General features: G+C 64.7%; 21 protein-coding genes. 12 read left to right on the top strand and 9 right to left on the bottom strand.

The window, feature by feature from the left end; genetic code table 11:
- The first annotated feature begins 324 nt into the window (after positions 1 to 324).
- Positions 325 to 531, top strand: a complete 207-nt coding sequence (locus AC72UB_RS04210) for a cold-shock protein (RefSeq protein WP_463290945.1) — start codon at positions 325 to 327, stop codon at positions 529 to 531.
- Between the two features lie 90 nt (positions 532 to 621).
- A complete protein-coding gene (locus AC72UB_RS04205; protein ID WP_505188652.1) occupies positions 622 to 1,734 on the top strand; it encodes an alpha/beta hydrolase family protein in 1,113 nt (370 codons plus the stop codon).
- Between the two features lie 68 nt (positions 1,735 to 1,802).
- On the opposite strand, the gene AC72UB_RS04200 is transcribed toward AC72UB_RS04205, so the two are convergent.
- The 4 genes from AC72UB_RS04200 to puuE form a co-directional block, all read right to left on the bottom strand.
- Positions 1,803 to 3,305: a nucleobase:cation symporter-2 family protein gene (locus AC72UB_RS04200; RefSeq protein ID WP_505188651.1), complete on the bottom strand. Its 1,503-nt coding sequence runs from the start codon at positions 3,303 to 3,305 to the stop codon at positions 1,803 to 1,805.
- Positions 3,306 to 3,386: 81 nt separating this feature from the next.
- Positions 3,387 to 3,872 (bottom strand): ureidoglycolate lyase, encoded by a 486-nt coding sequence (locus tag AC72UB_RS04195; RefSeq protein WP_505188650.1) that lies wholly within the window; start codon positions 3,870 to 3,872, stop codon positions 3,387 to 3,389.
- A gap of 91 nt (positions 3,873 to 3,963) precedes the next feature.
- Positions 3,964 to 4,818, bottom strand: a complete 855-nt coding sequence (locus tag AC72UB_RS04190) for a bifunctional allantoicase/(S)-ureidoglycine aminohydrolase (RefSeq protein ID WP_505188649.1) — start codon at positions 4,816 to 4,818, stop codon at positions 3,964 to 3,966.
- Positions 4,815 to 6,230 (bottom strand): allantoinase PuuE, encoded by a 1,416-nt coding sequence (puuE, locus tag AC72UB_RS04185; protein WP_505188648.1) that lies wholly within the window; start codon positions 6,228 to 6,230, stop codon positions 4,815 to 4,817. The genes AC72UB_RS04190 and puuE overlap by 4 nt, the downstream gene beginning before the upstream one ends.
- Before the next feature lie 142 nt (positions 6,231 to 6,372).
- Between puuE and uraH the strand changes: the two genes are divergently transcribed.
- The 4 genes from uraH (at position 6,373) to AC72UB_RS04165 (ending at position 10,075) form a co-directional block, all read left to right on the top strand.
- The gene (uraH, locus tag AC72UB_RS04180; protein ID WP_505188647.1) at positions 6,373 to 6,732 is read left to right on the top strand and encodes a hydroxyisourate hydrolase; all 360 of its coding nucleotides are present in this window, start codon (positions 6,373 to 6,375) and stop codon (positions 6,730 to 6,732) included.
- Between the two features lie 147 nt (positions 6,733 to 6,879).
- Positions 6,880 to 8,166, top strand: a complete 1,287-nt coding sequence (locus AC72UB_RS04175) for an efflux RND transporter periplasmic adaptor subunit (protein ID WP_505188646.1) — start codon at positions 6,880 to 6,882, stop codon at positions 8,164 to 8,166.
- Positions 8,167 to 8,868 (top strand): ABC transporter ATP-binding protein, encoded by a 702-nt coding sequence (locus AC72UB_RS04170; RefSeq protein WP_505188645.1) that lies wholly within the window; start codon positions 8,167 to 8,169, stop codon positions 8,866 to 8,868. It abuts the gene before it with no gap.
- A 1-nt stretch (position 8,869) separates the two neighbouring features.
- The gene (locus AC72UB_RS04165; protein WP_505188644.1) at positions 8,870 to 10,075 is read left to right on the top strand and encodes an ABC transporter permease; all 1,206 of its coding nucleotides are present in this window, start codon (positions 8,870 to 8,872) and stop codon (positions 10,073 to 10,075) included.
- Between the two features lie 3 nt (positions 10,076 to 10,078).
- Here the strand turns inward: AC72UB_RS04165 and AC72UB_RS04160 are convergent, their stop codons facing one another.
- Both AC72UB_RS04160 and AC72UB_RS04155 read right to left on the bottom strand, forming a co-directional pair.
- Entirely contained in the window at positions 10,079 to 11,506 is a 1,428-nt protein-coding gene (locus AC72UB_RS04160; RefSeq protein ID WP_505188643.1) for an amidase, read from the bottom strand.
- A 57-nt stretch (positions 11,507 to 11,563) separates the two neighbouring features.
- On the bottom strand, positions 11,564 to 12,025 hold the full coding sequence (locus tag AC72UB_RS04155; protein ID WP_463290169.1) for an Lrp/AsnC family transcriptional regulator: 462 nt from the start codon (positions 12,023 to 12,025) through the stop codon (positions 11,564 to 11,566).
- Positions 12,026 to 12,132: 107 nt separating this feature from the next.
- Between AC72UB_RS04155 and putA the strand changes: the two genes are divergently transcribed.
- Both putA and AC72UB_RS04145 read left to right on the top strand, forming a co-directional pair.
- Positions 12,133 to 15,582 (top strand): bifunctional proline dehydrogenase/L-glutamate gamma-semialdehyde dehydrogenase PutA, encoded by a 3,450-nt coding sequence (putA, locus tag AC72UB_RS04150; RefSeq protein ID WP_505188642.1) that lies wholly within the window; start codon positions 12,133 to 12,135, stop codon positions 15,580 to 15,582.
- Between the two features lie 115 nt (positions 15,583 to 15,697).
- The gene (locus tag AC72UB_RS04145) at positions 15,698 to 16,441 is read left to right on the top strand and encodes a rhomboid family intramembrane serine protease (RefSeq protein ID WP_463290171.1); all 744 of its coding nucleotides are present in this window, start codon (positions 15,698 to 15,700) and stop codon (positions 16,439 to 16,441) included.
- 103 nt (positions 16,442 to 16,544) lie between these two features.
- Here AC72UB_RS04145 and AC72UB_RS04140 read toward each other — a convergent pair whose 3' ends face one another.
- The gene (locus AC72UB_RS04140) at positions 16,545 to 17,336 is read right to left on the bottom strand and encodes an inositol monophosphatase family protein (RefSeq protein WP_463290172.1); all 792 of its coding nucleotides are present in this window, start codon (positions 17,334 to 17,336) and stop codon (positions 16,545 to 16,547) included.
- A gap of 141 nt (positions 17,337 to 17,477) precedes the next feature.
- Positions 17,478 to 18,383, bottom strand: a complete 906-nt coding sequence (locus AC72UB_RS04135) for a LysR family transcriptional regulator (RefSeq protein WP_505188850.1) — start codon at positions 18,381 to 18,383, stop codon at positions 17,478 to 17,480.
- A gap of 91 nt (positions 18,384 to 18,474) precedes the next feature.
- On the opposite strand from AC72UB_RS04135, the gene metF reads away from it, so the two are divergent.
- The 4 genes from metF to AC72UB_RS04115 all read left to right on the top strand — a co-directional run bounded on the left by metF (position 18,475) and on the right by AC72UB_RS04115 (position 22,253).
- A complete protein-coding gene (metF, locus tag AC72UB_RS04130) occupies positions 18,475 to 19,353 on the top strand; it encodes a methylenetetrahydrofolate reductase [NAD(P)H] (protein WP_505188641.1) in 879 nt (292 codons plus the stop codon).
- 186 nt (positions 19,354 to 19,539) lie between these two features.
- The gene (gene aroQ, locus AC72UB_RS04125; protein ID WP_505188640.1) at positions 19,540 to 19,980 is read left to right on the top strand and encodes a type II 3-dehydroquinate dehydratase; all 441 of its coding nucleotides are present in this window, start codon (positions 19,540 to 19,542) and stop codon (positions 19,978 to 19,980) included.
- 51 nt (positions 19,981 to 20,031) lie between these two features.
- Positions 20,032 to 21,177: an AMP-binding protein gene (locus tag AC72UB_RS04120; protein ID WP_505188849.1), complete on the top strand. Its 1,146-nt coding sequence runs from the start codon at positions 20,032 to 20,034 to the stop codon at positions 21,175 to 21,177.
- Positions 21,168 to 22,253: an acetyl-CoA C-acyltransferase gene (locus AC72UB_RS04115; RefSeq protein WP_505188639.1), complete on the top strand. Its 1,086-nt coding sequence runs from the start codon at positions 21,168 to 21,170 to the stop codon at positions 22,251 to 22,253. The genes AC72UB_RS04120 and AC72UB_RS04115 overlap by 10 nt, the downstream gene beginning before the upstream one ends.
- Here AC72UB_RS04115 and AC72UB_RS04110 read toward each other — a convergent pair.
- Positions 22,242 to 22,784, bottom strand: a complete 543-nt coding sequence (locus tag AC72UB_RS04110; protein WP_505188638.1) for a biotin transporter BioY — start codon at positions 22,782 to 22,784, stop codon at positions 22,242 to 22,244. The two genes, AC72UB_RS04115 and AC72UB_RS04110, sit on opposite strands and share 12 nt — an antisense overlap.
- Between the last annotated feature and the right edge of the window lie 10 nt (positions 22,785 to 22,794).

Raw genomic sequence — 22,794 nt, 5'->3', positions numbered from 1 at the left:
GCGCCTTTGTAACCGTATGATCGAAACGGCTGGGCATGCGCCCTGACGCCACGGTGTGCTGCGCGGATCACAGGCACCAAACGATCAAGGTCTTGCGCCTTTCCAAATACTCACCCTTTTTTGCATCAGTTGCGGTTGTCCGCCGCTTCGGGAGTGTGCCTTTCGGAAAGGCTTGCTTTTCGAACGAAAAGGGCGCAAGGGGGTCGGGCTATATCTGCGATGTCGACCTGCTGTCTCTTTTTGCGGCTCCAGACACTCGATCTTGTGCTGACTAAGCCGGGCCACCGCATGCTGCGGGTGGCGAAATTGACAGGAGTATCCACGATGGCCAATGGCACCGTGAAATGGTTCAACACCACCAAGGGTTTCGGCTTTATTGCCCCCGCCACCGGCGGCAAAGATGTGTTCGTGCACATCTCGGCAGTTGAGCGTGCTGGCATTCGCCAGCTGAACGACGGCCAAGCCGTGACGTTCGACATCGAAGCCGGTCGTGATGGCCGTGAGTCGGCGATCAACCTCGCTCTGGCATAAGCCAAAGCGTGATCTTCGGATCGAAAAGACGGCCTTCGGGCCGTCTTTTTTCATTTGTGGGGGCCTTGGCTTTGCGGCAGGGTCGCGGGCATGAACCGCATTGACCAGACCCACCCCGACGCGCCCGACCTTGCGGGTTATGGCCCCTTTCCCATTGGCGTGCAGACCCTCGCGCTTGCCAAGACCGGACAGATCGATGTCTTAGACTCGGCGCTCGCCGTGCGCCGATACGACCGGCCGTTGACGGTTGAACTGTGGTATCCCGCCGCGCCCGGCACGCCCCCCGGCACCGCCTATGCCACCATGCTGCGCGATGGGCATCGCGCCATCACCTTGCACGGCCGCGCCTGTCGCGATGCGGCACAGGCAGAGGGTGATTTTCCCCTTGTGATCTTGTCGCATGGCTATCCGGGCAACCGGATGCTGATGTCGCACCTTGGGGAGACGCTGGCCTCACACGGTTATGTGGTGGCGAGTGTTGACCACACTGACAGCACCTATGCTGATAAGGGTCCGCTGGCCTCGACGCTGGTCAATCGCCCCTTGGACACCGCCTTTGTGAAGGCGGCGCTGGCGGATCGGGCCGATACGGCGCGTTTTGCGATCATCGGCTATTCGATGGGCGGCTATGGCGCCTTGGTCTCGGGCGGGGCAGGGGTGGCTGAGGCAGCCTTGGGGATGGACGGCGCGCCGCCCCTTGGGCTGTGGGACATTCACCGCGCACCCATGGTGGACCCTGCGCTTCGTGCGATCATCCCCATCGGCCCTTGGGGTCGTCATCGTGGGATTTGGGATGCGAAAGGGCTTGCGGGGCTGCAGGTGCCGATGCTCCTGATGGCGGGCAGCGCGGATGACATCTCGGACTATACGGGCGGCATGCGGCTGATTTTTGACGAGGCGCGCGGTGTTTCGCGCCACCTGCTGACCTTTGAGGGTGCGGGCCACAATGCGGCCGCCCCTTATCCCGCCCCGGCCGAAGCGTTTGAACCCTCACCGCATCTCGAGTTTTTGCCCGCCGAACATTATGCCGACCCGGTCTGGGACACCTGCCAGATGAACAGCATCGCCCAGCATTTCGCGCGGGCGTTTTTGGATTTGCATGTGAAGGGGGATGCGGCGAAAGCGGCCTATCTTGACGGCGCTTTCAAAGGGTTTGCCCCCGGCGCGAACCGGGGGCTGATTTTGGAAAGCTTGAACCCCTAACGCCTCGTGCGCCTTCGGCGTCTCGTCGTTCCGATGAGTGCCGAAGGCAACGAAGAGGGGTGGCAGGCTTAGTGGTCTGCCGCCGAAGCCGCCGCCTTAGCCTCGTCAACCGAGCCTTTGGCACCGTTGAAGAAGGCGTTCAGCACCACCGCGACGATCGAGGCCAGAAGGATGCCGCTTTCGATCAGGGGGTGGATCGCATGGGGCATCCACATCTTGAAGTTCGGCGCGATCAGCGGGATCAGGCCGAAACCGATGGCCACAGCCACGATAAAGAGGTTGTGACGGTTCTTGGCAAAATCGACACCCGCCAGAATCCGGATGCCGGTGGCCGCAACCATGCCGAACATCACAAGACCAGCACCGCCCAGAACCATGGTCGGCACCGATTCCACCAAGGCACCCATCTTGGGCATCAGGCCAAGCGCCAACAGGATGATGCCGCCTGCGACGCAGACAAAGCGCGACTTGATCCCGGTCACACCCACGAGGCCCACGTTCTGGCTGAACGAGGTATAGGGGAAGGTGTTGAAAATCCCGCCGATCAGCGTGCCCAGACCATCGGTGCGCAGTCCTGCCGAGAGGGCGGGTTGATCCACCTTCTTGCCGGTCATGTCGCCCAGCGCGAGGAACATGCCGGTCGATTCGATCATCACCACGATCATGACCAGCGTCATGGTCAGGATCATCCAGAAGTCAAAGGTCGGCGCGCCAAAGTGGAAGGGCGTGATTAGGCCGAACCAGGCAGCTTCACCCACTTTGGCGAAGTTCATGGTGCCCATGGCCACCGCGATCACCGCGCCGATCACGATGCCCAAAAGCACGGCGATGTTGGCAATGAAGCCTTTGCCGAACTTGGCGATCATGAGGATCGAGATCAGCACGATGGCCGAGACGATGATATTGGTCGACGAGGCGTAAAGTGGGTTGTTCATCTTGGCGGCCAGCGCCAGACCCTGCGGCACTTCGGGCAGGCCCGAGATGGTGCCGGCGGCTGCGCCCTCGGTCACCGCTTTCAGCCAGTCGGCATGGGCGGGATCGATGATTTGCGGCGCGGTGGGGCCAACGGGGTTGCCGAAGATCCAGTTGATGCCGATGCGCATCAGGCTGATGCCGATCACCAGAATGATCGTGCCGGTCACCACCGGCGGGAAGAAGCGCAGCATCTTGGACACGAAAGGTGCGATGATCAGCGAGATCACCCCGGCGGCCATGATGGCGCCAAAGATGGCCCGCGCGGCATCATTGCTTGAGGCGCCAGCCCCGAGTTGTGCGTTGGCCATGGCGACCATGGGGCCCACGGCGGCAAAGGTCACGCCCATCATGACGGGCAGGCGGATGCCGAACCACTGGGTCGCGCCCAAGGACTGGATCAGCGTGACAATGCCGCAGACAAAGAGGTCTGCCGAGATCAGGAAGGCCACGTCTTCGGGCGGCAGTTTCAGCGCGCGTCCGACGATCAGCGGCACGGCCACAGCCCCGGCATACATTACCAGAACATGTTGCAGGCCGAGGGTGAAAAGTTTGGGTGGCGCGAGCATCTCGTCCACTGGATGGGTTTTGTCTGTCATACGTTCTTTCCCTGGGGGCTGTTTTCTTCGCGCCGTCTTCGCGCCGCCCCTGGGGCGCGAGCCGGTTAGGTTTGGGGCGCTTCAGGCCCCGATCACTCGCCAGGCTTGCGCATAGCGGTATTCCTCAAGGTTTGCGGTGGTGCCGATGCGGTCGATCACGGCGAAAAGCCCGGGCGCGTGCAGCGGCGTCAGGACGCCATGCCAGGTGCCCCGGTGAAAGTTGATGCCTTGCGCGCCATTGGTCACAAAGGCGCGCGGTGTGCCGGGGGTGCCGCCTTCGTCCGGCGCGACGATGACCAGAAACGGGTGTTCGGACATCGGCACAAAGGCCTGTGACCCTTCAGGGTGGCGTTCGACGAGGCTGAACTCATAGGGCAGAGCGCGGGCTTCGGCGTTAAAGATCGAAATCCCCGCCCGGCCTTCGGGGCCGAAATCCAGCTTTGCCCGGTCATGGTGGCGCTGGCACATGCCTTCGTTGATCAGGCGGAACTCACCGGTTGCGTCGAGCACATCGCCAAAGGGGGCGAAGGCGGCGGCGGTCAGGGGGTGGGTCTTGATCGGTGTCATCCAGCGCCCTTTGCAAGCTGCGGGAGCGAGGGGTTTCACACCCCTCGCGCTCCCCGTGGGATATTTTTACCGCATTGAAGGCATGAGAACTTCAAAGGGTGGGACGAAATGCGCCGGGGCCGCGCAGGGTGGCGTGGCGGTTGACGTCTTTGTAGAGCAGATAGCGAAAGCGGCCCGGCCCTGCGGCGTAGCAGGCTTGCGGGCAATAGGCGCGCAGCCACATGAAATCACCCGCCTCGACCTCGACCCAGTCTTGGTTGAGTTTGTAGACCGCCTTGCCTTCCAGAACGTAAAGCCCGTGTTCCATGACATGGGTCTCTTCAAACGGGATCACGCCGCCCGGTTCAAAGGTGACGATGTTGACATGGGCGTCATGCGCCAGATTGTCGGGTTCGACAAAGCGGGTGGTGCCCCAACGCTCGGCGGTGTCGGGCATCCAGCGGATGGGCACGTCGCGTTCGTTGGTGACAAAGGGGGCGGGTTTGGCCAAACCCGGTGCGGGTTCGTAAAGCTTGCGCAGCCAATGGAAGCGGGCGGGGGTGCTGCCTTCGGCCAGAAGGGTCCAGCGGCTGCCCGCCGGGATATAGGCATAGCCGCCCGCGTCCAGCTCATAGCCCGTGCCGTCGATGGTCAGCGTGGCCAGACCCTCGGTGAAGAAAAGCCAATGCTCGACGCCCGTGTCGGGATCGGGGGTGTCAGAGCCATGGCCGGGCTGCACCTCCATCACATATTGGCTGAAGGTTTCAGAAAAGCCCGACATGGGGCGCGCGATGAGCCAGAGCCGCGTGCCGGTCCAGCCCGGCAGGTGGCTGGTGACGATGTCGGAAAAGCAGCCCTTGGGGATGACAGCATAGGCGTTGGTGAACACCGCACGCCCGGTCATCAGGGCGGTTTGTGGCGGCAGGCCGCCTTTGGGGGCGTAATAGCCGGGATGCTTGTCCGTCATGGCAATTGGTCCTTCAGGCGCAGTTCGGCGATGCGTTCGACCTGCGCGCAGGCGGTGGCGAATTCGGTGGCGGTGTCATTGCCGATGCGGGCGTGGAAGGCGGCAAGGATCGTGTCTTTGGTGTTGTCGCGCACGGCGATGATGAAGGGAAAGCCGTGCTTGGCGACATAGTCGGCGTTGAGCCGCTGGAAGGTGTCACGCTCGGCATCGGTCAGGGCATCGAGGGCGGCGCTGGCCTGCTCATGGGTGCTTTCCGGTGTCAGGCGTTTGGCGGCCGCGAGCTTGCCCGCAAGGTCGGGGTGGGCGCGCAACACGCCAAGGCGTTCATCGGCAGAGGCGCTGCGGAACATCCGGGCCAGCGCGTTGTGCAGGCCCGCTGCGCTGTCATGGGCGGGGCCAAGTTCAAGGCTATGGGCGCGTTCGGCGATCCACGGGGAATGTTCGAAAATGGAGCCAAAGCGGGTGACGAACCGCGCGCGATCCATCTGAGAGGGACGCTCGAAGCGCTTGTTCGGATGGGTCTTTTTCCAATGCTGTGCAATGTCGATCCGGCGGGGGAACCAGACGCCGTCGTGCGATTTTGCGTAGTCGAGGAATTTCTTCAGCCCGGCGAATTTGCCCGGCCGTCCGATCAGCCGGTTGTGCAACCCGATCGAGAACATCTTGGCGCGGCCGTCGCAGCCTTCGGCATAAAGGGTGTCGAAGCTGTCTTTCAGATACTGATAGAACTGCTCGCCCGTGATGTAGCCGGGTGCCGTGGCAAAGCGCATGTCGTTTGCCTCGAGCGTGTAGGGGATCACCAACTGGTCATGGTCGCCCAGTTCCATCCAATATGGCAGGTCGTCGTCGTAGGTGTCAGAAATCCAAGCCAGACGCTGGGTTTCCGCGGTCAGCCGCACGGTGTTCATCGAGCAGCGCCCGGTGTACCAGCCGACAGGCGGGCAGCCGACCACCTCTTCGTGCAGGCGGAAGCTTTCGGCGATCTGGCGCGCCTCTTCTGCGGGGTCCATGTCGCGGTGATCGACCCATTTCAGCCCGTGGCTGGCAATCTCCCAACCGGCGGACTTCATGGCGGCGACTTGTTCGGGGTTGCGGGCAAGGGCTGTGGTCACGCCATAGACGGTGACGGGGATATCCTGTTCCACAAAGAGCCGGTGCAGGCGCCAAAAGCCTGCGCGCGCGCCGTAGTCGTAGATCGATTCCATGTTCCAGTGCCGCATGCCCGGCCAAGGCGCGGCACCGGCGATGTCGGAGAGGAACGCTTCGGACTGGGCATCGCCGTGCAGAAGGTTGTTCTCGCCGCCCTCTTCGTAGTTCAACACGATGGAGATGGCGATCTTGGCCCCGCCCGGCCAAGCGGCATCTGGCGGGTTTGGCCCATGACCACGGAAATCGCGCGGGTAGCGGTTCATAGAGGACTCCCTGCAGACGGCGAGACACTATTCGTGAATCACGAAAGGGTTTATCAAATAATCCCTGAAAGACCTATGGCAGGTGTGCGGGTCACCCGGGCGGCGCTTTGCGCTAGGGTTTGGTGCAGCAAAGGGGGCGGCAATGGCAGGCGGACGGCTTTCAACCCATATTCTGGACACCGCGCGGGGCAAGCCTGCGGCGGGGGTGCGGATTGCGCTTTATGCGGTCAGTGGCAATTCTCATCGCAAGATCAAAGAGGTTGTGACCAATCACGATGGCCGCACGGATGAGCCGATGCTTGTGGGCGAGGCGCTGAAGGCGGGCACGTATGAGCTGGTGTTCTTTGCGGGCGAGTATCTGCGCGCCAGCGGGCAGGCCACGGGCGATACCCTATTCTTGGATGAAATCCCGATCCGCTTTGGCGTGCCGGATGCGGGGCAGCATTACCATGTGCCGTTGTTGATCAGCCCCTTTGCCTATTCCACCTATCGCGGCAGTTAAGCGCAGGACCGCAGGCCGGGCCTTGTCACGCTTGCCGGACTGCCCGTCGCGGCCTAAGGCTTGAGGCGACGGAAGCTTTTGGCCTGCGCGTATCATGCCTGAGGGCTGCGCTTTGTCGGCGGCGTCAGGATGGGGCGGGACATGGTGATGGGATCGCAAGACAAAGCCGGAGCGGGTGCCGAGGACGGTGCAGATGCCGATCTGGCCCAGCTTTTGGCGGTGGCGCGGCCCGGGCGGCGGCGGCCTTGGCTTTGGGCCGGAGGTCTGGCCGTGGTGGCGGTTTTGGGGCTCTCGCTGGTGTGGCTCTTGCAGCCTGACCGGGGGGCCGGACCGGGGTATGTGACCACGCCGCTTGTGCGCGGCGATCTGACGGTGACGGTCGCGGCCACGGGCACCTTGCAGCCAACAACGCAGGTTGATGTGTCGTCGGAACTGGCGGGCACCTTGCAATCGGTCGAGGTTGATTACAACGACACCGTCGCCGTCGGGCAGATCATGGCGCGGCTCGACACCTCAAAGCTTGCGGCCAGTGTCGCCAATGCCGAGGCGCAGGAAGCCTCGGCGCGGGCGCGGTTGATGCAGGCCGAGGCGACGGCGACTGAAGTGGCCGAGACGCTGGCCACGCAACGGGAACTTGCTGAGCGCGGTATCGCCACGCGGCGCGAGATGGTCTCGGTCGAGGCCAATGACGCCCGCGCCCGTGCCGCGCTCGACATGGCGCGGGCCGATCTGACCTTGGCCAAGGCCAATTTGGCGCTGGCGCGGGCTGATCTCGACAAGGCGGTGATCCGCTCGCCCATTCAGGGCATGGTGTTGAACCGCAAGGCCGAGGCGGGGCAGATCGTGGGGCCGGGGCTGAATGATCCGGTCCTTTTCGTGCTGGCCGAAGATCTGGCGCGGATGGAGCTTTTGGCCAATGTGGACGAGGCCGATATCGGGCAGGTCGCGGTGGGGCAGGCGGCGGTCTTTACGGTCGATGCCTTTGACGGGCTGAGCTTTGATGCGACCATCACGCAGGTGCGCTACGCCTCGGAGGTGACCGATGATGTGGTGACCTATAAGGCGGTTCTGGCGGTGGAGAACCCCGATTTGCGGCTGCGTCCGGGCATGACGGCGACGGCCACGATCACGGTGGCCGAAGAAATCGGCGCGCTTTTGGTGCCCAATGCGGCCCTGCGCTGGGCGCCGCCACGGGCGGCGAACGGGCAGGCGGGTGCGGCAGGGCTGGCCGGTCTGATCTTGCCTTCAGCCGCGTCGCGCATGGGGTCGGCGGCGGTGGGCACGGGCCGGTCGATCTGGGTCTTGCGTGACGGTGCGCCGGTCGAAGTGGCGGTCGACATTGGCGCGAATGACGGGCGGATGTCGGTCGTCACGGGTGAGGAATTGGCCGAGGGCGATCCCGTCATCACCGATCAGATCGTGAAGGCCGACTAGATGCCCGCCCCGCTGATTGCCTTTCGCAACGTCTCGCGGGTTTACGGCACCGGTGAGGCCGAGGTGCGGGCGCTGGAGGATGTGTCCTTCCAGATTGCGGCGGGGGAGTTCGTGGCGATCATGGGGCCGTCCGGGTCGGGCAAATCAACGGCGATGAACATCATTGGATGCCTCGATCGGCCCACGTCGGGGGAATATCTGTTCAAGGGGATCGCGGTGGAGGGGTTGGGTCAGGATGCCCGCGCGCTCTTGCGCCGCCATGCCTTGGGCTTTGTGTTTCAGGGCTTTAACCTCTTGGCTCGGCAATCGGCCTTGGAGAACGTCGAATTGCCGTTGATCTACAAGGGGATGCCCGGCCCCGAGCGGCGCACGCGGGCGCGCGAGGCTTTGCGCAAGGTCGGGCTTGAGGGGCGCGAGGGGCATGACCCGTCGCAGTTGTCAGGTGGCCAGCAGCAGCGCGTGGCGATTGCGCGGGCGCTTGCGGGGCAGCCTTCGGTCATTCTGGCCGATGAGCCGACGGGCAATCTTGATTCCGCGCGCGGCCAAGAGATCATGCAGCTTTTGCAGGCGCTGAACCGCGAGGAGGGCATCACCATTATGATGGTGACCCATGAAGACGATATCGCGCGCCATGCCAAGCGGCTGATGGTGTTCACCGATGGCCGTCTGACCCGCGACACCCCGGTTGGGGAAAGGGTCTGAGATGCTGTGGGATGCGGTCCGACTGGCCTTTACCGCGATCATCCGCAACAAGCTGCGGTCTTTCCTGACCGTCTTGGGCGTGGTGATCGGGGTCGCGGCGGTGATTGCCATGGTGACGGTGGGCGAGGGATCGTCAGCGCAGGTGCAGGCCTCGGTTGAGCGGCTGGGCACGAACGTGCTGGTGGTGCGCCCCGGCCGGGTGCGGATGGGGCCGCCCACGGGCGAACCCGCGCCGCGTTTTGATCTGAAAGACTCCGCCGCCTTGGCCGAGTTGGCCATCGTCGCCCATGTCGCGCCGCAGTCGAACGGCAGCTATTCGGTGGTGGCGGGCAATGCCAACACCTCAACGCAGGTGTCGGGCACCACGGCGGATTATCTGGTGGTGCAAAACTGGGCGCTGGCCATGGGCCGCAGCTTTGAGCGCAGCGAGGAGATCAGCGGCACGGCGGTCTGTATTCTGGGCCAAACCGTGCGCGCCACATTGTTTGGTGCGGGTGATCCGATTGGCGCGACTGTGCGGGTGCGCGGGCTGTCTTGCGAGGTGATCGGGGTTCTGACTGCGCGCGGTGCGGGCAGTTTCGGGCAGGATCAGGATGATCTGCTGCTGATCCCGATCAAGACCATGCAGCGCCGCCTTAAGGGCGACAACGAAGTCGGGTCGATTTCGGTGGCCTTGCTCAAATCGGTGGACAGCGCGACCGGCATCCGCACCGTGCAGGCCCTGATGCGCGACCGTCGTCAGATTGAAATTGGTGAGGGCGACAATTTCTCGGTCACCGATATGCGGGATTTCAACACGCTTCTCAGCGGGGTCAATTCGGTAATGGCGGGGCTGTTGTCGGCGGTGGCGGCGGTGAGCCTGTTGGTGGGCGGCATTGGCATCATGAACATCATGCTGGTGTCGGTGACCGAGCGGACGCGGGAGATTGGCATCCGGCTTGCCGTGGGGGCGAGCGGGGGGCAAGTCTTGGCGCAGTTCCTGATCGAAGCGGTGGTGCTGTCGGTCTTGGGCGGCGTCATCGGCATTGCGCTTGGCCTCGCGCTTGCCTGGGTTGGATCGATCTTTCTGGCCATCCCATTCGCGCCCTCGGCCTTGGTCGTGGCCATGGCCTTTGGCTTTTCAGCGCTGGTGGGGGTGGTTTTTGGCTATTTCCCGGCCCGACGGGCGGCGCGGATGGACCCGATCGAGGCCCTGCGCCACCAGTAGGCGCTAAAGCTTTGGCCGCTTGGCCGCCGTGCTGTACCAGCCACCCAAAGCCGCCTCATAGGCCATGCCCGCCTGGAACACGTCGCGGTCTGAATAGCTGCGACCGACGATTTGGATGCCCGTCGGCACCCCGTTTGCGGCATGGCCCGAGGGCACCGCCAGCACCGGCAGGCGCGACAGCATGTTGAAGGGCACGGTCATCGCCCAGCCCAGTTCGGGGCTGACTTCGGTGTTGTTGATGATCATGCGGTCCTTGGTGTTGTCAAACTCGGCCGGGGGCGCGGGGATGCCAAGGGTGGGGCAGATCAAGAGGTCATGGCGCATCAGGATCTCGCCAATCGGGGCATAGGCGGCGGCAATCACCTCCAGCGCCTGCACATAGTCTTGCGCGGTGGAGGCCCGGCCCTTTTCGGCAAAGGCGCGGACATAGGTCGTCATCTCCTCGGCGTGGTCGTCGAGTAGGCCCGAGATATAGCCGCCGAAGATATGGGTGAGATAGGCCATACAGGCCGCCATCACCTCGGGTCCCCAGCCGGTTTTCACCTCGGTCACCGTGGCGCCCAGATCGCGGAACACCTGCACCGCGGCCAGCGTATTGGCGCGCACATCGGGGTCAACCTCGAACATGCCAAGGTCCAGCGAATAGGCGATCTTCCAGCCTTTGATCGGGCGGCCCTCCAGCGGCAGGGTCAGCTTGGGCCGCAGGCTGGCGATGTCGCTGGGATGCGGCCCGGCGATGACGTTTTGCAACAGCGCCGCGTCGCGCACAGAGCGGGTCATCGGGCCGGTGTGGCAGAAGAAATCAAGGTTGAAGGGCGGATCATCAACGTTGCGGCCATAGGGCGGTTTGAACCCCACCACCCCGCAGGCCGAAGCCGGGATGCGGATCGACCCGCCGATGTCAGACCCCATCGCCAAGGGCGAGGTGCCCGCCGCCAGCGCGGCCGCCGATCCGCCAGAGGAGCCGCCCGGTGTGAACGCGGGGTTCCACGGGTTACGGGTGACGCCCCAAAGCCGGCTCCAGCAGATGCCGGCGGCGGAAAATTCGGGCGTGGCGGTGCGGGCATGGACGATGCCGCCCGCCGCCAGAATGCGCTGGTTGTTGACCGAGGTGTGGGTGGCGACGTGATCCTTCAGGATGAGCGAGCCCGAAGAGGTCGGCTTGCCCGCAATCTCGTTTTCATCCTTGATCCCGATGGGCAGCCCTTCCAGCGCGCGGGTGCGCTGGCCCTTGGCGTATTTCGCCTCCGCCTTGCGGGCGCGGTCCATCGCCTCGTCGAAATGGGTGAAGGTAAAGGCGTTCACGGGGTCTTTCACCGCCTCGGCCCGGGCGATGACCGCCTGCATCAACTCCACCGGCGACAGGGTTTTCGCGCGAAACCGCGCCAAGGCCTCATGCGCGGGCAGGTAGCACAAATCAAGATCAGCCATTTTCGTCCCCCAAGTTTGCAGCCACGCTACTGGGGGCCGGGCCATCGGTAAAGCGGGTTAGAAGATTTCCTTCACCGCCTCCATCGCCACATAGGTCGAGGTGCCCGCGACATGGGGCAGCGCGCTGATCTGTTCGGCCAGCACCCGGCGGTAATCTTGGATATCGGCGGTGCGTACTTTCAAAAGGTAGTCAAAACGGCTTGCGATCATGTGGCACTGCTCCACCTCAGGCACCGCCATCACCGCCTTGTTAAACGCCTGCAAGGCCGCCTCGCGGGTGTCAGACAGCCGCACTTCGACAAAGGCCACATGCGCAAGCCCCATGCGGATAGGATCCAGATTGGCGCGGTACCCAGTGATGATGCCCGCATCCTCCAGCCGCTTCATCCGCGCTTGGGTGGGCGATTTCGACAGCCCGATCCGGCGGGCAAGCTCGGTGGCGCTGATCCGCCCTTCGACCGCCAGAACCCGCAGAATGGCGTCGTCAAAGCGGTCCAACTCAACGCGGGCGATTGGCATCGTGTATTCCTTTAACTGCAAGGCTTTTGGCTGCCTGCGGGGATACTTTAAGTCGAACGGCCTGTCAAACCTGCGCTATCATGGGTCAAATCCATAGGGAGCCTGCCATGTCGCGCACGTCTTGGGACATCATCGACCGCCAGTCGCTGCGTGATGAGGCCGCATTGGTTCAGGCCCTGATCGCCGAGGCGGGGCTGGACGCCGCCGCCCGGGCCCGCATCACCGATGCAGGGGCCGATCTGGTGCGCCGCATCCGCGCCAGCGTGAAGCCCGGCCTGATGGAGGTGTTTCTGGCCGAATATGGGCTGTCGACCGATGAAGGCATCGCGCTGATGTGCCTGGCCGAGGCGCTGTTGCGCGTGCCGGACGCCGAGACCATGGATGCGCTGATCGAGGACAAGATCGCGCCGTCGGATTGGGGCAAGCATCTGGGTCAGTCGGCCTCAAGCCTTGTGAACGCCTCAACCTGGGCCTTGATGCTGACCGGCAAGGTGCTGGATGAGCGTGAGCCGGGCATCGTCGGCCATCTGAAAGCGGCGGTGAAGCGGTTGGGCGAGCCGGTGATCCGCACCGCCGTGTCGCGCGCGATGAAGGAGATGGGGCGCAATTTCGTTCTGGGTGAAACCATTGATCTGGCGATGAAACGCGCGCGCGAATTAGAGGCGCGGGGCTATACCTACAGCTATGACATGCTGGGCGAGGCGGCGCGCACCGAAGCCGATGCGCGGCGCTATCATCTTGCCTATTCCAAGGCGATCACCGCGATTGCGGCGGCGGCCACCACCGGCGATATCCGGACCAACCCCGGCATTTCGGTGAAACTGTCGGCGCTGCATCCGCGCTATGAGGTCGCCAAGCGCGCCCGCGTGATGGAGGAACTTGTCCCCCGCGTCCGCGCTTTGGCCGGGCTGGCCAAGGCGGCGGGCCTTGGGTTCAACATCGACGCCGAAGAGGCTGACCGTCTGGCGCTGTCGCTCGAGGTGATTGAGGCTGTGCTGTCCGATCCGGCGCTGAAGGGCTGGGACGGCTTTGGCGTTGTCGTGCAGGCTTACGGGCGCCGCGCCGGTGCGGTGATCGACTGGCTTTATGCGCTGTCGGTCAGGCTGGATCGCAAGATCATGGTGCGGCTGGTGAAGGGCGCCTATTGGGACGCCGAGGTGAAACGGGCGCAGGTTCTGGGGCTGGACAGCTTTCCGGTCTTTACCCGCAAACAGGCGACCGATGTCAGCTATATCGCCAATGCCCGCAAGCTTTTGGCCATGACCGACCGCATCTATCCGCAGTTTGCCACCCACAACGCCCATACCGTGGCCGCGATTCTGGACATGGCCAGCGAAGCGGGAATGCAAGACGGGCGCGCCTTTGAATTCCAGCGCCTGCATGGGATGGGCGAACGCCTGCATGATATCGTTTTGGAAGACCACGGCACCCGCTGCCGCATCTATGCCCCCGTGGGCGCGCATCGCGACCTTCTGGCCTATCTCGTGCGGCGGCTGTTGGAAAACGGCGCGAACTCGTCCTTCGTCAATCAGATCGTCAACGAAGAGGTGGCCCCCGAACGCGTCGCCGCTTGCCCGCTGACCGCGATGGAAGGGATGCGCCCGGTTGCCAGCCCCGCGATCCTGACCGGGCCGGGCCTGTTTGGCACCCGCCGCAACGCGCGCGGCTTTGATCTGACCGATACGGCCGTTCTGGAGACGATCGAGACGGCGCGCGCGCCCCATATGGCGCGGCTCTTCGAGGCTTCGCCCCTCATCGCAGGCGCCGCCTCGGGGGGCCTGCGGCATGAGGTGAAAAACCCAGCGACTCTTGAATTGGTCGGCCATGTGCTCACTGCAGGCGCACCGGATGTAGAAACCGCCCTGCGGCTGGCCGAACCTTGGGCCGCCGCCGCGCCCGAGCGTGCCGAGGTTCTGCGCCGCGCGGCGGATCTTTATGAAGACCACTTCGGCCCGATCTTCGCCCTTCTGGCGCGTGAGGCCGGCAAGACCGCCGCCGATGCCGTGGCCGAACTGCGCGAGGCGGTGGATTTCCTGCGCTACTATGCAGATGGGGCGACCGGGCTCCAAAACCCCGCGCGCGGGGTCTTTGCCTGTATCAGCCCATGGAACTTCCCCTTAGCCATCTTCTCGGGCCAGATCGGGGCGGCGCTGGCCGCAGGCAATGCTGTCATCGCCAAGCCCGCCGAACAGACCCCGCTCATCGCCCATCTGGCGGTGACCCTTTTGCAAAAGGCGGGCGTCCCAGCCTCGGCGCTGCAGCTGTTGCCGGGTGACGGGCAGGTGGGCGCGGCCCTGACCCGCGATCCGCGCATCGGTGGTGTGGCCTTCACCGGCTCCACCGAGGTCGCGCTACTCATCCGTGCCGCCATGGCCGAACACGCCGACCCCACCGCGCCCTTGATTGCCGAAACCGGCGGTCTGAACGCGATGATGGTGGACTCAACCGCGCTGCCAGAACAGGCTGTGCGCGATGTGCTGGCCTCCTCCTTCCAATCGTCCGGCCAGCGCTGCTCGGCGCTACGCTGCCTTTATCTGCAAGAGGATGTCGCCGATCACACGCTGGAAATGCTCTACGGCGCGATGGAGGAACTGGCGCTGGGCGATCCGGCGGATCTTGTCACCGATGTCGGCCCGGTCATCGACGCCGAGGCTCAAGCTGGCATTGCAGATTACATCGCAAAGGCCCGCGCCGAGGGCCGGGTGCTGAAAGACATGCCCGCCCCCGCCACAGGCACTTTCATCGGTCCCACTGTGATCCGTGTCGGGGGCATTCAGGGCATGCCACGCGAAATCTTCGGCCCGGTGCTGCATGTGGCCACCTTCAAGGCCAGTCAGATTGACGCCGTCGTCAAAGCGGTCAATGCCACGGGTTATGGGCTGACCTTCGGGCTGCACACCCGCATCGATGACCGGGTGCAGGCGGTCGTCGATGCGCTTGCGGTCGGCAATACCTACGTCAACCGCAACCAAATCGGCGCGGTGGTCGGCAGCCAGCCCTTCGGCGGCGAGGGGCTGTCGGGCACCGGGCCCAAGGCCGGTGGGCCCGAGTATCTGGCCCGCTTTACCTGCGCGGCCACGCCAAGCGCCGCGCCAGACGACCGCGCAACGCCCGAGGCCGAGGTCGCGGCCGCGCTGCGCCTTGATCGCGTCACGGCTCATCCGGCCCATGCGCTCGTGCTGCCGGGACCGACGGGGGAATCGAACCGCCTGACCTTCGTGCCGCGCGCGCCGCTTTTGTGCCTTGGCCCCTCCACGGCCACCGCCTTGGCCCAAGCCGAGGCAATCCGCGCCCTGGGTGGCCATGCGATTGAGGCGCCGGGCCTTGATCCCGCCGCCCTGTCGCGGCTGTCCGGCTTTTCGGGCGCCATCTGGTGGGGCGACAGCGACGGTGCCCGTGCCCGCGCCCGCGCATTGGCGGCCCGCAAGGGGCCGATCCTGCCCTTGATCGGCACCCTGCCCGACCGGGGGCACGCGATGCTGGAACGCCACGTCTGCATCGACACCACCGCCTCCGGGGGCAACGCCCAACTTCTGGCCGAGGTGTCGGGAAGCTAAGGCCTTTTCATCTTGGCCAAAATACTCTCAGGGGGTGAGCGCGTCCCGCGCGAGGGGGGCAGACAGCCCCCCTTCCTGACTTGACGCGCGCGCGCCGATCGGAAACCCTGCACGGATGTTTCCCATTCGCGACCACAACCCCTCGGGCCGCACGCCCTATGTCACCTTCACCCTGATCGCGATCAACGCGGCGGTGTTTTTGTCCTATTGGCTGACGCTTCCCTCTGAGAACCAACTCAACTTTTTCTTTTTCCAATGGGGGCTGGTGCCTGAGAACCTGATGCAGGGGCAGGGGATCGCCACCATTGTCACCTCGATGTTCCTGCACGCGGGCTGGATGCATCTTTTGGGCAATATGCTGTTCCTGTGGATCTATGGCGACAATCTCGAAGATGAGATGGGCCATGGCGGGTTTTTGCTGTTCTATCTCCTCTCGGGCCTTGCCGCGGCCGTGGCACAGGTGGCGATGGACCCGTTCTCGCCTATTCCAATGGTGGGGGCCTCGGGTGCGATTGCCGGGGTGATGGGGGGGTATCTTTTGCTCTTTCCCAAGGCGCGGGTGGATGTCTTGTTCATCTTCGTGATCTTCTTTCGCATCTTCGCCATTCCAGCCTGGATCGTGCTGGGCATCTGGTTTGCGCTGCAAATCTTCAGCGGCATGTCCATGCCCGTCGATGGCGGCGGCGTGGCCTATTGGGCGCATGCGGGCGGCTTTGCGGGGGGGCTCGTGCTGGCTCTGCCCGCGCTGATGCGTCGGGGGGGGAAGGACTACTGGCGGCGCACGGAAGGCCATCCGCCGCATCCGGAAGCCCAGTATAAGCTTGCGAAATCCTCTATTCCGCGCGTGCCACGGCGCTAGCGGGGATCCGCCTTTCCTCATCTTGGGTGCAGATCGATGCCTTGCAAGGCATAGCTCCAGAGTTTGCAAAACTCTGGCCAAATTTCTGTGTCAGAAATTTGCGTCAGGCGTTGCGGATGATCTTTCCGAAGCCTTCAAACAAAGGCTCGTTGGCGCAGAGCACTGCACCGCGCCCCAAGATGTCATCGCCCTCACGGACAGGGCCGACCAAACCGCCGGCCTCTTTCACCAAAAGAAGCCCTGCCGCGATGTCCCACGGCTGCAATTCGCGTTCCCAATAGCCGTCAAAGCGGCCCGCCGCGACATAGGCCAGATCCAGCGAGGCCGCGCCCCAGCGTCGCACGCCTGCGCAAGCGGGCATCAGCCGCGCGAGATCGGCGAGCATGGCGGGCAGGGTCTTTTTCGCACCAAAAGGCACGCCGGTGGCGAAGACCGCCTCGGCCATGCTGCGACGGCCCGAGACGCGCAGGCGGCGGTTGTCATTCAACCAAGCGCCCGCGCCTTTTTCGGCCCAGAACATCTCATCCTTGGCGGGGTCATAGACCACGGCCGAGACGATCTCGCCCTTATGTTCCAGCGCGATGGAAATCGCCCAATGGGGCATGCCGTGCAGGAAGTTGGTGGTGCCATCCAAAGGATCGACGATCCAACGGCGTGTGGGGTCGGCACCATCTTCGCCGCCGGTTTCTTCGCCCAGCCAACCATAGGTCGGCCGAGCGCCCATCAGGTCTTCTTTGATCAGCCGCTCGGCCTCGCGGTCGGCTTTCGACACGAAATCGCCCGGGCCTTTGGTCGAAACCTGCAGGTTTTCCACCTCGCGGAAGTCCTTGACCAAAGACTTGCCCGCGCGGCGCGCGGCTTTGATCATGAGGTTGAGGTTGGCACTGCCCTGCATGGGTTCACTCCGGTCCGGTTCAAGGCAGGGGCGATACACCGAAAGGCGGCGAAGGGAAAGGGGGCCCGACCGACCGCTTGGGGACTGGCGTTGAAAGGTGAGTATTTGGAAAGGCGCAAATCCTGCGGCAGTTGTGGGTGGTCAGAGTCGTTGAAGCTTGACCGGTTCTGAGCGGGCGAGTTTCAGGAAATGCGCCATGAAGGGGCGCGCGACGTCATCTTGGCGCAGGCAGGCATAGAGCCGGCGGGTGACGTTGCCGGGGGCGAGCGGGCGGGTGATGTAGTCAGGGTTGGATGTCACCTCGCGGATCACCCAATCGGGCAGCACCGCCACACCGCGGTTGGAGCCGACGAGCATCAGGATCACGGCTGTCAATTCGACATGGCGCTGGCCTGCGGGTTCGACCCGGGCGGGGGTCAAAAGGTCGGTGAACACATCCAGCTTGTCGCGCCCCACGGGGTAAGTGATCAGCGTCTGGTCGCGCAAATCCTCGGCCTCGATCATCGTCTTGGCCGCCAGCGGGTTTTGGGCCGAGGCAATGAGCGTGGGCGCATAGTCAAAGAGCGGCTGGGCCACGATGCCGGGGAGCGGTTCGGGGTTCGACGAGATCACCAGATCCACCTCCTCGCGGGCAAGCGCCGGAAAGGGTTCAAAGGCAAGGCCCGCGCGGATGTCGACATCCACCTCGGGCCAGGCGTGGCGGAAAAGCTCCAGCACGGGAAAGAGCCAGTCAAAACAGGCGTGGCATTGGATGGCGATGTGCAGACGTCCGGTCTTGCCGGATCGCAGCGCTCGAAATTCCTCTTCCAGCGCGGTGATTTCGGGCAGGATACGCTCAGCCGCGCGCAGCATGCGCTGGCCTGCGGCCGACAGGCGCATGGGTTTTGAGCGGCGCACGAAGAGTTCCATCCCCGCCTGATCTTCCAAGCCCGCGACCTGATGCGAGAGTGCCGATTGCGTCATGTTGAGCATCTCGGCCGCGCGGGCGAGGCCGCCCGCCTGTTGGATGGCGCGGATGGTCCGCAGGTGGCGCAGTTCGATATGCATGAGGATCACCGCATAATGATCGTGAATATTATGAATTGGCGTCACATTGAGGTATCTGGCAAAAAGGGGCAAGTGAAAAGGAGACGCCCATATGACGACCCTTCGGCCCGCGCCGCGTATTTCGTTTGAGTTCTTCCCCCCGCAATCGTTGGATGCGTCGTTCAAGCTCTTTGAAGCGGTGCAGGCTTTGGCGCCGATGGGGCCGGAGTTCGTGAGCGTGACCTATGGCGCGGGCGGCACCACGCGCAGGTTGACCCATGAGTCCGTGGCCACGCTGCACCGCAATTGCGGGCTGAACGTGGCGGCACATCTGACCTGCGTTGACGCGTCAAAAGCCGAGACGCTGGAGATCGCCGAGGGGTACCATCAGGCCGGGGTGCGCCAGATTGTGGCCTTGCGTGGGGATGCGCCGAACGGCGCGGGGCGGTTTCAGCCGCATGCCGACGGCTTTGCAAGCTCGGTCGACTTGGTGGCGGCTTTGGCCGCGACGGGCAAGTTCGAGATTGCGGTTGGCGCGTACCCTGAGCCGCATCCGGATGCTGCCGATCCCACAGCGGATGTCCGCTGGCTGAAGCGCAAGGTTGATGCGGGGGCGACAAAGGCGATCACTCAGTTCCTCTTTGACGCCGATGCGTTCTTTCGCTTTCGCGATGATTGTGTGGCGGCAGGCATTCATGTGCCGATCATTCCGGGCATTTTGCCCATTCAAAGCTGGGCCGGTACCAAGCGTTTTGCCGCACGCTGTGGCGCACGGGTGCCGGCCAAGCTGGATGAGGCCTTTGCCACGGCCGCACGTGATGGGCGCGAGGCATTGCTGGCCTTGGCCCAATGCACGGCGCTTTGTGACCGGTTGATGTCGGGCGGGGTGGAGGATTTGCATTTCTACACCCTGAACCGCCCCCAACTGACACGCGAGGTGGTGCGCGCCTTGGGCATCGCCCCGCAAATTGCATTGGAAAAGGTCGCCTGAGGCTTTTGCCCCGGGTCTTTGGTCGGTCTCCCTGCCAAAGGCCTTCCCCAAGGTGCGCGACCTCTCTTGCGCCCCCCGTCAGGCCGGGGGGCGTTTTTTCATGCAAGGGTTGCGCAAAGGAGCGGGGCTTTGCGGGGCGGGTGGGATGCGCTAAGCTTTGGGCCAGTTTGCAAAGGAAACCCGTCCGTGACCCAGCCGATCCTTGTTTTGAATGGCCCGAACCTGAACCTTCTGGGTCAGCGCCAGCCCGAGATTTACGGGCGCGAGACGCTGGCCGATGTCGAGGCGGCGCTGGCGCGTTTGGCGGCCGAATTGGGCGTGGCGGTGGTCTGCCACCAATCGAACCATGAGGGGCAGTTGGTGGACTGGATCCAAGAGGCGCGCAAAGATGCGGCGGGGATCATCATCAACCCCGGGGCCTATAGCCATACATCGGTGGCGATCTTGGATGCGCTCAATGCTTTTGAGGGGCCGGTTCTGGAAGTGCATATCAGCAATATCCACAAGCGCGAGGCGTTCCGGCATCATTCCTTTGTGTCGTCGCGCGCCGATGGTGTGATCGCGGGCTTTGGCACCGAGGGCTATCTTTTGGCGCTGCGGCGGATGGCTGGACTGCTCCGGTCCTGAGCCGGGATCGCGGCGGATATGTCGGCCTCCGGCGGGAGTATCTTGGCCAAGATGAAAGACGGGTTCCGCATGCATCCGCAGGCGCGGGTGTTTGATGCGCGCGGTCAGGTAGAGTTTGCGCCGGGGCCGGGGGGCGTGTTGGACGAGCGGCCCTCGGCGCTTGCACTCGCCTGGGCCTTTGGCGGGCCGTTTCGGATTGGTGGTGCGGGGGCGTTGCAGGCCGGGGTGGGGGCGTTTGAGACGCTGACCTCGGGATCGTCGGGGCAGCCGCGTCGGATCGTGCGGTCTTGCGCGTCATGGGCTGCGTCTTTTGCGGTGAATGCAGGGCTGTTTGGCATCGAGCCGGGCGTGCGGGTGGCGGTCTTGGGTCGGCTGGTGCATTCGCTGGCGCTTTATGGGGCGGTAGAGGGCCTGTCTTTGGGCGCTGAGGTGCATCTTTTGGATGATCTGCGCCCTGACAGGCAGCGCGCAGCCTTGGCGGCGCGGGGGATTGAGCTGCTCTATGCCACGCCCGCCCAGCTGCGGCTGATGGTCGAGGCGGGCGGCGCGACTTTGCCCTTGGGCCGGGTCTTGGTGGGCGGCTCCAAGCTGGATGCCGGGCTGCGTGCCGCTTTGGCCGAGATGGCGCCCGGGGCGGTGGTTCACGAGTTTTACGGCGCGGCAGAGGCGAGTTTCATCACCCTTTCGGGGCCAGACTGCCCGGAGGGTTCGGTGGGGCGGCCCTATCCGGGGGTGGAGATCGCGCTGGAGGCGGGTGAGATCTGGGTGCGCAGCCCCTATCTCTTTCAGGGCTATGCGGGTGATGATCCCGGTGGCGCGCGGTGGCGCGATGGGTGGCTCTCGGTGGGTGAGATGGGCCGGATGGAGGGTGGTTTTCTCTATCTGCAGGGCAGGGCGGGTCGGATGGTGACGGTCGCCGATCAAAACGTCTTTCCCGAGGAGATTGAGGCGTTTCTGATGGGCCTGCCCGGGATGGCGCGGGCTGCCGTTCTGCCCCGCCCGGATGGGCTGCGCGGGGTGCATCTGGTGGCGGTCTTGATGGGGGCAGCCGATACGGCGGCGGTTCTGGCCGCAGGCCGGGCGGCGTTCGGTTCGCTGAAGGCGCCGCGGGCGGTGCATTGGGTCGAGGACTGGCCGATGCTAGCGTCGGGCAAGACCGACCTTGCCGCCTTGGAACGGGGGATGGGATGGCGGTGATTTTTGCGGCGCGGCGCACGGCGGTCTGTCCGCGCGGCGGGGCCTTTGCCCGGTTGCGGATCGAGGATCTGGCCGCGCCCGTGATGCAGGCCGTTCTCGCCGATGCCGGGATCGCGGCGGCGCGGGTGGATGAGGTGATCTTGGCCAATGCGCTGGGCGCGGGGGGCAATCCGGCGCGGCGGGCAGCACTCTTGGCCGGTTTGCCCGAGCGCGTGGCGGGGCTGACCATTGATCGCCAATGCGCCGGGGGCTTGGATGCGATCCTGTTGGCGCAGGCCATGGTCGACAGTGGCGCAGCCGAGGTGGTGCTCGCGGGGGGGGCGGAAAGCTATTCCCGCCGCCCCTTGCGCGCTATGCCGGGGGCGGATGGCGTTGCGGTGCCTTATGATCAGGCGCCCTTCACCCCATGGCCGGACCGCGACCCCGAGATGGGGGCGGCGGCAGCGGCTTTGGCGGACCGATTGGGGATCAGCCGCGAGGCGCAGGCAGATTGGGCGGTGGGGAGCCACGCCAAGGCCATGGGTGTCGCGGATTGGCCCGAGATCGTGGAGATCGACGGGGTATCTCGCGACGCCTTCACGCGGGCCATGACCCCAGCTTTGGCATCCCGCGCGCCCCGCGTGGCGGGCAGCATCACGGCCGCCACGGCCGCGGTGGCGGCGGATGCGGCGGCCTTTGTGCTGGTGGTGTCAGATCGGTTGGCTGCGGGGCAGGGGCTGCGGATCTTGGGCGGCGCTACTCTGGGTGGCAACCCGGAGGAACCGGGGCTGGTGCCGGTGGCCGCCATTGCGGCGGCTTTGGCGCGGGCGGGGCTGCGGCCCGAGGATCTTGGCATGACCGAGGTTATGGAGGCCTATGCCGTGCAGGCCATGGCCTGTGTCACCGAGGCGGGGCTGCCGACGGGGATCATCAATATCGGCGGCGGTTCCTTGGCGCGGGGGCACCCGATTGGAGCGTCGGGCGCGATCCTTGCGGTGCGGCTCTTTCATGGGCTGCGCGACGGGTTTGGCCTTGCCGCGATTGCGGCGGCAGGGGGCTTGGGGTCGGCCCTGGTGGTGGCGCGGTCAGGCGCGTGACAAGAGCGCTTCGGGGCGGGCCTTGGCGATGGCTTGGGTCACCAGCCCTGCCAGCACCGCCTTGAGACTGTCGCCGATCAGGAAGGGCGCGGCCAGAAGCGCGGCCTCGGCCAAGGTCTTGTCGAGCATCAACGACATTCCGACAATCCCGAGGGCGTTCAGCACCACAATGCCCCCAAGTGCGGCGCCGATCGCGGCCGCGATCCCGACTGGCGCGCGCAATTGCGTTGTGACCAGTCCGGCCACAAAAGCGGCAATCGGAAAGCCGATCAGATAGCCCACGGTGGGCGAGGCCAAGACGCCCAAGCCCCCGCGCCCACCGGACAACAAGGGCAGACCGGCGAGCGTGACCAGAAGGAACAGACCCACGGCCAGCGCCCCGCGCCGGGCGCCCAAGACGGTGCCGCACAGCATCACGCCCAAGGATTGCGCCGTGATCGGCACGCCAGAGGCAAGGTCGATCTTCGGCACCAGCCCCAAAACCGCGATCAGCGCGGCAAACAGGGCGATATGGGTCAGGCTGCGTTCCATGGTGGCGTCC

The sequence above is a fragment of the Allotabrizicola aquatica (SeqCode) genome (genome assembly GCF_965194375.1).
GTDB lineage: Bacteria > Pseudomonadota > Alphaproteobacteria > Rhodobacterales > Rhodobacteraceae > Tabrizicola_A > Tabrizicola_A aquatica.
Note: the sequence above shows the minus strand (reverse complement) of the source record. Positions and strands in the feature narration are given on the sequence as shown.